Origin of the sequence: Colwellia sp. 5_MG-2023, from assembly GCF_030547795.1 — a bacterium.
Classification (GTDB): domain Bacteria; phylum Pseudomonadota; class Gammaproteobacteria; order Enterobacterales; family Alteromonadaceae; genus Colwellia.
Genome location: NZ_JAUOPW010000053.1, coordinates 1 through 3,664, shown reverse-complemented (window position 1 = coordinate 3,664; position 3,664 = coordinate 1). Strand labels below are relative to the sequence as shown.

Sequence of the window (3,664 nt, the reverse complement as noted above, 5' to 3'; positions counted from 1 at the left end):
TGTGATAAACTTCTAGCGTAACCATTTAACAATAACCCTAACCATAATAACCACCTACCTATATCACGGTTAAACTTCCGCACGTCTAAAAATCGGTATTTCATCTATGTTTTTTAATTTTGGTTTTGTTCTGACTATAAGCGAGTGTCCTTATTAATTTTAATTTTTATTGTTCGATTTTAATGCTTAACATGGTCGTCGAATAAAAGGGTTAGATACTCACAGTTTATCAAAAAAACTAGCTACCACAATCAAATATATCTTAATGCCCCCCATCTACATCCCTTATTTTAAAAGGACATAAAGGTAATGTGCTAATACCGAAAAATCGGTAAGTTTAGCCTCACTATTTAACATTTTGACTACAGCTTATCTTGGATGATAACGAAAGTCTTATACTCATATTAAGTAATTTCAACGAAAGATTACAGGCAAAATCAGCCTGATACAGTGGCCTATCGTGTTTACCCTCAATCGTTTTCAGTCAAAAAAAACGATTTACTCGATGAGTAAATCGTTCTAACATTATCCATAATTAAGGTTAATTAAGAATTTTAATTATACTAACCCTCTTGATTAGCGTATCTTGTAGGTAGAATTAAAGCTTAAAATTTATTATCTCATGAGTCAATTTCAACCTCCGTTTACAGTCACATCAAAAATCATTCACTATATTTCAGATATTGCAGAAGCTATCGGCAAACTCTCTATAATGTACAACGAAAAAGATATCTTGCAAAGTAAGCAAGATGCTCTGGTAAAACAGGTTAAAAACGCACTACTTAATGACAATGTTACCTTGACAAAGGCGCAGATAAACACAATTTATCATAAAGACGACATTGATTTATCTGAAGAAATAATCAAAAAAGTAAATAATTCCATTGAAGTCTATGAACAGATGAATAATTGGGATATTAATTTATGCGATGACTTTTTGACAGCACATAAAGCGCTTATATTGTCTCAAGAAAATACAACTGATAACTATCGGACGAATAACACTATCAATAGCAAAAAATTGAAAGTAGCCCCGCAAGCTTTGCATATTCCACAGATGATGGAAGATCTTTTTAGCTGGTTGTCTACATCGACTGAACACCCGCTAATAAAAAGCTCAGTATTTCACTACGAACTTAAATTTATCCATCCTTTTGTTGAAGGTAATAGTCGCATTGCCTCTTTATGGCAATCTAAAATACTTAAGCAATGGAATCCGTTATTTATATTATTTCCTGTGGAAAAATTTATAGAGGCAACTAAACAGCAGTATAATAGTGCAATAAATGAAAGCACCGACACGGGGGATTCTTCAGTTTTTATCGAGTATATTCTCGAAAATACCTTAAGTACTATTTTAAAAATAGACAATAGCTTATTTTTAAATAAAGAACCTGCACGATCACTGGCGCCAATAGAAAAAAACACAACCCCACAAGAAACACCACAAGTTAAAGCCTTGATAAATGTATTAAGACAATCTGATATATCTTTAAATAGAAAGCAATTACAAGAAAAGTTGAAACTTAAAGATCGCAAGCACTTTAGAGAACGCTACCTTAAACCAGCGATGGACGCCGCTTTAATTGAAATGACTATTCCTGAAAAACCGAATAGTAAGCTACAAAAGTACCGGTTAATTTAATGTACACCTGTCCCCGTTAAAAGAATAGGGACAGGACAGTCGCTCAAATTTGTTAACAAAAGACTTTAGACAATTGTTTCATGGTGACTATAAGCGAGTGTCCTTATTAATTTTATTAATTTATCTTTAATATTATGAGTATGCGCTCAGCGTGTTAGTGTATTTATAAGCGTCAAATTCACTATCATAATATATTGATCTACGGCTAAAACTGTCTATTTACCTTTTAATAAATAAGAGGTTTCACAATAGTTGTTCATTATTTATAATGTTATTATCGTTGTTCAACATAAATTAAATAATGAAAAATAAATTATTAGTTTGGGATCTTCCTGTTAGACTATTTCATTGGTGTCTTGTTATTTCACTTTTTGCTGCTTGGTATACATCAGATGGCGAACGAAACTTAATAGATTGGCATTTAAAAATAGGCTACTTTATTTTAGGCTTGATTATATTTCGCATAATATGGGGGGTATTTGGTACTCGCTATGCGAAGTTCACTCAATTTATACCCAATAAAAAAGCGCTTTTACACTATTTAAAAAACTTCAGACAAGAAAAAAACTATACTACTGTTGGTCATAATCCTCTTGGTGGGTTAATGGTGGTATTGATGTTGACGTTAGTTTTATCACAAGCGATTAGCGGGCTATTTATGAACGATGATATTTTTACTTCTGGACCTTACTATGCAAGTGCAAGTAGTTCGATTCAGAGTATTATGTCATTAATTCATCATAATGTTTTTGATATTATTATTATTGTATCTGTATTACATATAAGTGCTGCTTTTTATTATTTGCTGGTAAAAAAAGCGAATTTGATTGTACCAATGATCACAGGATATAAAAGTAGTGACAGTGCCGAAAATAAAAAAGGTATTAAATCATCTAAATTATTTGTGGCTTTAGTAATAATATTAGTTGTTGCCGTTTTCTTATATTGGTTGTTAGTCTTGAATGTACCAGTCGAAGAAGAGTTTTATTATTAGTACAAACAAAAAGGCCTGAATAACAACATATATGTTATTCAGGCCTTGTATAGCTATATTAGCTTTTATTTTTTACAGGACGGGCTTGAGTGTTATTCTTCTCTAAAGTTATCGTGACATCCGCCACACGTCTTTCCTACACCGCCAATAGCTGCTTTAATTGCCGACTCATCACCTGATGTAGATGCTTTAACAAGCTTTTCAGATGCTATTGTTAAATCATTAATTCTTTTTTCAAAGGCTTCACGCTTAGTCCACACATCTGGCAATGCTGTAGTGTCTACTTTATAAGCACTTGTATCAGTACTCGTGTAATCAGCAATCATAAATGAAAGCTGATTAATACGAATTGAATTTTTTTCGACTACCTTTGCATCAAATGGGATCTTTCCTTTAGCCATGGCGCCTAATGCACCCATATTTGCACCTAGCATAGTGAATACGGCATGGCGTAACTCGTTAGCTTTGTTAGCATGCTTTTCAGACGTTGCTGGTGTTGCAATAGCACTATTAGTTGCAAAAATAAGTGCGCATACTGTGATGATTTTTGTTGAAGCTAATTTCATTTTTTATCCTCTCTATGAATTAAGCATAAACTTTACCATTAAAGTACTCAGGAGTTAACTATAATATAAGAAGGAATTAGGCTAAAGAATATGAATAAGAACGATGAAAATTAAGGAGGAGTTATCTAAGTAGTACTGATTATTTCTTTATAACGTCTCTATAGCAAGGTGAATTTTGTATGAAATGAATGGTAATGAATTACTAATGTTTGACTCAATACTAACTATTTATTCTTGTATTCTATATTGCTAAGAAATTATTACCTGAATAATATGAGATGTATGACAGATAAATAGTGATTTTATAAAATAACGGAGGAAAATAAACTATTTACTATATTTGCTGATATTAAATACTGTAAAAATATTTGAGATATTTTTAAAATGGTACCCGGAGCCGGACTTGAACCGGCACGCTTTTCGGCGAGGGATTTTAAATCCCTTGTGTCTACCAATTCC

At 32.3% G+C, this 3,664-nt stretch carries 3 protein-coding genes; 2 read left to right on the top strand and 1 reads right to left on the bottom strand.

The genetic code is table 11. The features are described 5' to 3' along the window. Nucleotides 1–622: 622 nt before the first annotated feature. A complete protein-coding gene (locus Q4496_RS17805; protein ID WP_303610960.1) occupies nt 623–1,645 on the top strand; it encodes a Fic family protein in 1,023 nt (340 codons plus the stop codon). A gap of 301 nt (nt 1,646–1,946) precedes the next feature. Next, nucleotides 1,947–2,639, top strand: coding sequence for a cytochrome b/b6 domain-containing protein (locus tag Q4496_RS17800; RefSeq protein ID WP_215973661.1), 693 nt, complete (start codon nt 1,947–1,949; stop codon nt 2,637–2,639). Between the two features lie 92 nt (nt 2,640–2,731). Here the strand turns inward: Q4496_RS17800 and Q4496_RS17795 are convergent, their stop codons facing one another. After that, nucleotides 2,732–3,205: a cytochrome c gene (locus Q4496_RS17795; protein WP_215973662.1), complete on the bottom strand. Its 474-nt coding sequence runs from the start codon at nt 3,203–3,205 to the stop codon at nt 2,732–2,734. Between the last annotated feature and the right edge of the window lie 459 nt (nt 3,206–3,664).